Raw genomic sequence first — 5869 nt, 5'->3', positions numbered from 1 at the left:
AAGCGATCACGATCAGCGACAATCAGTTCACGGAAACACGGGGCGGGAAAGCGCGTGAGGCGGTGAAGCAGGGGCCGGAGACGAAGCGCATTGTCATTGAGGGGAGCAAGAGCCAGGGGTTTTAGTACGGAGGGGAGTCGGTGCGTGAGTTTGGGTGAGGTTTGAGATGCCTGGCAATTGGTATCTGCACAATGGCCAGGCATGAATGGCATGGCATCTTATTGGCAGTCACGATGGTTACTTCCGCCACACACGCACGCGATGCGTCTCGCTGTCCCCTATGAAGACAGAGCCGTCTTTGTCCACAAAGACTCCGTGCGGGCGGGCGAGCTGGCAGTTGAGCGGGTCGCCGCCATCGGGGCCGTCGCCTTTCTTGCCGTTGCCGATAAGGACTTCGAGGGTGCCTTTCTTCACGTCGAGGTAACGGATGGAGTGTGATTCGGTGTCGGCGAGATAGACGTTACCAGTGGCGTCGAGGCTCACGGCTTTCGGGCCCGAGAGAGTGGCTTGCAGCGCGGGGCCACCATTGCCGGTGAAGCCGGATTTGCCAGTGCCTGCGACTCGTTTAATCGTGTTCGCCGTTGGATCGAGCAAGAGCAGCGCGTTGCCTTCGCGCAGTGCGAGGTAGCTTTTGCCATCGGGTCCAAAGGCGAGCGCACGAGGGCCGTTGAGCGGCGAACCAGAGATGGGTGCCCCATCAGGCGCGGTCTTGGCCTCGCCAGTGCCGCTCCACGTTGAGATGATACCGGTCTTCATGTCGATCTTGCGCACGCGGTGGTTGAGAATATCGCAAACGTAAAGATCGCCAGCGGGGTCGAAGGCGAGACTGTGCGGCGCATTGAACTGGGCCTGAGTGGCCGGTCCGCCATCACCGCTGAAGCCGGGTTTGCCCGTGCCCGCGATGGTGGTGATGATGCGGGTCTTCGCATCCACGCGGCGCACCGCGTTGTTCGCCAGCTCGACGATGAACAAATTGCCCGCCTTATCCCACGCCAGCTCGTAAGGCATGTTCAGGGAAGCCTTGTCCGCTGGACCGCCATCGCCTTTGCGCCCGCGCACGCCATTGCCCGCATAGGTTTCGATGGCGCCATCCGGCCCAACGCGCCGGACGCGGGCGTTGTCCATATCGCAAATGTAAAGAAAGCCATCCGGCCCGCGTGCGACGCCGAAGACGTTGTTGAGTTCGGCCTTCGCTGACGGCCCGCCATCGCCGGAAAAGCCCTTCGTGCCCGTGCCAGCAAAGGTGGTGACGGTGGCGGCAGGCGCTGTGGCAAGGAATAGCGCGAAGAGGGCGATGAGGCTGTTTCTCATGGAGTCGACGTTTTGAAAGGAAGGGTGAAACTAGCGAGAAGGTGTGACAATGGGTCGAGAACGACCGACTGCCGAAAGTGTCGCGAGTTGCTCCGAACTCAACGCCCGATTGAAAACCGCCACACCACCCATCCAGCCCGTGAAGCCGACGCCGCGCGAGCTATGGATGACACGGCCGATGGTGAAGGGGCCGCCGGTGCCGTCGTTGGCGGGGGTGTAGAGTGAGTCGTGCGAGAACCACCAGGGATTCAGGCGCACATCGGCGAGGTCGCGGGCGGTGGTGGTCCAGGTGCCGGCGGCGGCTTTGCGTTGGGTGACTTTGACGCGTGTGTAGCGGAACTCCTGCAACTCGACGCGCTCGGCGGCGGTCTCGCTGAGCACTTTGACGGAGAAAGGCTTGTCCTCGGGCGGATTGTAGAACTGATCGGCCGGGAAGGTCGGATCTTCACCGGGTTGCAGGCCGGACTCTCGATGCAGGTTGCCTTGCACCCAGGCGTTGTGGATGACTGGGATGGCCTTCTGCACGTTCTCCTGCCAACGGCCTGTGTCCTGGCCATTGATCCAGCCGGTGAGTTCGTGGGTCTCGTGATTGTAGGTCATTGCAAAGCATTGCCACGAGGCATCGAGCACTTCGGCGGGAGCATCTGCGGGCACGGCTGGCGAGACATCGCCGGAGTTGGATTTGTGCATGGCGTAGATGTGGCCAAAGGACTTCGCGCCATTCTCCGACACATGACCGCAGGCCGAGCCTTCATTGTTCAGTCCGGCAAAAAGCGCGTATTGCCGCTGCCCGCGCGCGACGACTTTCGCCGCGCCGCCGTGATTCAAATCGGTGCCCTCATGCCAGATGCCTGCGAGTGAGTGATTGCCGCTTTCTCGAATGGCCCACACGACGACGCTCACTGACTTGCCCGCGCCTTTGATGTCGATGGGCGAATCATTCAGTCGCTCGCGCGGCACGAAGAGGAAAGGGCGAAACGTCTTATCCTCTTCTTTGCGAATGCGAATCGCCTGCCCGAACGGCCCGCGACCGAGCAACGGAAAGTCCGCATAAGTCGCCTCGCGCCCTTCGCCCCAGTAGTCCTTGATGTAATTCGAAGCATCCAGAGCGAAGTCATTCGTCGCGCCCGCCATCACATGCGCGGTGAAGCGATGCGCCCCGTCCGGCTCACGTTTCACGAAGTCCCAGAATGCAACGCAGCCGGGCGTGTTCATAACGGTGGCGACGCGGTCGGCTGCGGTGTCAGCGGCGCGCAGCGCAGTCAGTTGAGCTAGCAGCAGGGCGGTGATGAGAGTGAGGGTGAGTTTCATGATTTGCATTCCTTGTCGTTGCGCGAGTGCTTCAAGAAACAAGCGTAAAGCTCTTCATCAGTCAACGCGGAGCGGATCGCGTGATCCTTGTCCGGCAGAATTAGCAACTCAACCTGGTCGCACAGCTTGCGTTCAGCCTATGAAACATGCGCTCCGAAAGCCCTGAAGGCACGGCGTTGAGCTGGGATCCGAACACGATGCGAATCGTCAAGGATGCGAGCTTCAGCGGCACCCGCAGGTGTGTGAGTCCAGCCTTCGGTAGCAGCGGCTCATGCAATCGCTCTCACGAGATATGAATATTGTTCGACACGGATATGATGAACTTTGCCTGCTCGCAGCGTTAGAATGCGCTTCACATTCAAACCATGAAATCCAAGCTGCTCCTCCTTGCCGTTCTCGCGTCGTCCATTGTCCGTGCTGAGGACAGCCGGCTGCAGGCGCCGAAGGATTTGAACGGGTATTTTCCTTTCAATCCGCCGTCTTCGCTGAGTGAGTGGGATGCGCGGAAGGATTATGTGCGGCGGCAGATCCTGGTGGCGGAGGGGCTTTGGCCAATGCCAACGAAGACGCCGCTGAATGCGGTGGTGCATGGCAAGGTGGAGGGGGATGGCTTCACGGTGGAGAAGGTGTACTTTGAGAGTGCGCCGGGTTTTTTTGTGACGGGGAGCCTGTGGAAGCCGAAGGTGATCAAGGGCAAGGTGCCAGGGGTGATGTTTGCGCACGGGCACTGGAAGGATGCGCGGCTTTCGATCGAGACGGATGCGAAGGTGCGGGCGGAGATCGCGGCGGGGGGTGAGCGCTTTGAGCGGGGCGGGAAGAGCATTTTTCAATCGCTCTGCGTGCAGCTAGCGCGGATGGGCTGCGTGGTGTGGCAGTGGGACATGCTGAGCGATTCGGACTCGGTGCAATTTTCACGGGACGTCGTGCACGCATTTGCGAAGCAGCGGCCGGAGATGAACACGGCGGAAAACTGGGGGCTGTACAGTCCGCAGGCGGAGGCGCATCTACAGTCGATCATGGGGCTGCAGACATGGAACGCGGTGCGTGGGCTGGACTTTTTGCTGTCTTTGCCAGAGGTGGATCCGGAGCGTACGGCGATCACGGGTGCGAGCGGTGGTGGTACGCAGACGATGCTGCTGGCGGCGATCGATGACCGGATCAAGCTCTCCTTTCCATGTGTGATGGTGAGCACGGCGATGCAGGGGGGCTGCACGTGCGAGAACACTTCGCTGCTGCGGATCAACACGGGCAATGTGGAATTTGCGGGACTGTTTGCGCCGAAGCCGCAGGGGATGAACACGGCGAACGACTGGACGAAGGAGATGGCGACGAAGGGCTTCCCGGATCTGCAGAAGCTGTACACGACCTTTGGCAAGAAGGACAATGTGTTCCTGCTGCGCGGGGAGCACTTTCCGCACAACTACAACGCGGTGACGCGCAGTGCGTTTTACACGTTTGTGAACAAGCACTTCAACTTGGGACAGGAAGCGCCGGTGATCGAGAAGGACTATGAACCGCTGACGAAGGAGCAGCTGACGGTTTGGGATGAGAAGCACCCTGCCCCGAAGGCGGCGGATCCGGAGTTTGAGCGGAAGCTGCTGAAGTATATGACTGCGGATGCGGAGAAGCTGCTGAGTGAGGCGGACCCGAAGGTGCTGCGCGAGGGCATCGAAGTGGTGATCGGCCGGACGTATGACAAGGCGGGCGAGGTGGAGTGGACGCTAAAGGACAAGCAGGATCGCGGTGACCACCTGGAAATGACGGGGACGCTGACGAACAAGACGTACAACGAAGAGCTGAACGTGGCCTGGCTGTACCCGAAAGAGTGGAACGGGCGGGTGGTGATCTGGCTGGATGACGCGGGCAAGTCCGGCATTGCGAACGCGCAGGTGAAGGAGCTGGTGAAGGGTGGCGCTGCGGTGCTGGGGGTGGATCTGCTGTTTCAAGGGAGCGAGCTGGCGAAGCAGAACCGGCTGGTGGCGAATCCGCGTGAGTTTGCGGGCTACACCTATGGCTACAACAGCGCGCTGTTTGCGCAGCGTGCGCATGATGTTCTGACGCTGACGAGTTTTCTGCGGAACACGAAGGTGGGATCGCACCCGAGTCCGAAGTCGGTGTGCATCGCGGCGCTGGGTGAGCAGACGGGGCCGATCGCGCTCGCAGCGCGTGCGGTGGCGGGTGAAGCCATTGACCGGGCTGCGTATGACACGCATGGCTTCCGCTTTGGGAAGGTGCTGGATTATCGTGATCCGATGTTCCTGCCGGGTGGTGCGAAGTATCTGGACCTGCCAGGGATGATCAAAGTGCAGGGGCCTTACCTGAGCTGGGTGCGTGGTGAGGGGAAAGATCCTGAGGCAGGGATGGTGGAGTGGCTGCTGAAGTAGCGGAAACGTTTATGCACTAAGGAGGAGAAGACAAAGACGGCGCGTGCGCGTGGCATGAGAGGCTCGTGCAGATAGGCATTTTTTTGTCAAGTATTTGCACACTGACCCCATTTTGGGTCGGTCCGAGCTCAAATTTTCGCTGCTTTGTCGCAGGGGTGTTGGACAATGGCATGGAACGCCGGGCGCAGGGGTACCTGCCACGGTCTAGCGGGCAACCATATTGGCGGTCCGAACCTTCCATTGCCATGGATGAAGACAGCCTGCTGCGTTTTGGCCGTCTACCTGAGCGTCATCACAAAGGTGGACTTTTCCAGGGGAGGGTTTCTGGACTTCACCACATTGCCGTCTTCGCGGACGGTGATGAAATCTCCCGGGTAATTCACGGACTCAATGCGTATCCGGTTTTCAGCCAGTTTGATGATCTTCCAACTGGCATCGCCCTCAAAGAGCAGATTGATCTTTTTCGGCCTCTCGTGAGCTTTGATTATGCCTTCCTGATGCCTGAGGAAGAAGTTTTTGGCCCCGACCAGCTCCAAAGAAACGCTGTTCATATTCCTTTGCGACAAGCCCGGAACCACCCTGAATTTGCTGGCCCGATATTCGGACACATGCAATGCGCGTCCCCGATCAGCAGAAAGCGCCTTGGACGGTTCCTGCACCAGATGGATCTCCAAGGTCAAGGGTTCCGCGGCCACTGCCGGGATCACCGGAGTAAGAGCAAAGAGACAAAGAAGCATCAGCCATTTCATCGACGTCATGGTTTTTGAGGTGCGCTAAAATCCTGGACCAGGGAATAAGGGACAATCACCATGAAGACCGTGAAGCGACAACGATACAGCAATGATTTCAAAGACCGTGCCCTG

At 59.6% G+C, this 5869-nt stretch carries 4 protein-coding genes; 1 reads left to right on the top strand and 3 read right to left on the bottom strand.

Translation table 11 applies throughout. The features are described 5' to 3' along the window. Positions 1-237: 237 nt before the first annotated feature. Together ACIREA_RS24940 and ACIREA_RS24935 are read right to left on the bottom strand one after the other, a co-directional pair. Positions 238-1311 carry a hypothetical protein gene (locus ACIREA_RS24940; RefSeq protein WP_397385046.1) on the bottom strand — a complete coding sequence of 358 codons (1074 nt, stop codon included), beginning with the start codon at positions 1309-1311 and terminating at the stop codon, positions 238-240. A 30-nt stretch (positions 1312-1341) separates the two neighbouring features. Beyond that, positions 1342-2622: a hypothetical protein gene (locus tag ACIREA_RS24935; protein ID WP_397385045.1), complete on the bottom strand. Its 1281-nt coding sequence runs from the start codon at positions 2620-2622 to the stop codon at positions 1342-1344. Positions 2623-2987: 365 nt separating this feature from the next. On the opposite strand from ACIREA_RS24935, the gene ACIREA_RS24930 reads away from it, so the two are divergent. After that, positions 2988-5006 carry an alpha/beta hydrolase family protein gene (locus ACIREA_RS24930; protein WP_397385044.1) on the top strand — a complete coding sequence of 673 codons (2019 nt, stop codon included), beginning with the start codon at positions 2988-2990 and terminating at the stop codon, positions 5004-5006. Between the two features lie 278 nt (positions 5007-5284). On the opposite strand, the gene ACIREA_RS24925 is transcribed toward ACIREA_RS24930, so the two are convergent. After that, complete coding sequence (locus ACIREA_RS24925; RefSeq protein WP_397385043.1) at positions 5285-5755, bottom strand: AbfB domain-containing protein; 471 nt, start codon at positions 5753-5755, stop codon at positions 5285-5287. Positions 5756-5869 lie beyond the last annotated feature (114 nt).

It is taken from the genome of Prosthecobacter sp., from assembly GCF_044373815.1.
Taxonomy (GTDB): domain Bacteria; phylum Verrucomicrobiota; class Verrucomicrobiia; order Verrucomicrobiales; family Verrucomicrobiaceae; genus Prosthecobacter.
This window is presented reverse-complemented; position numbering and strand designations above follow the sequence as displayed.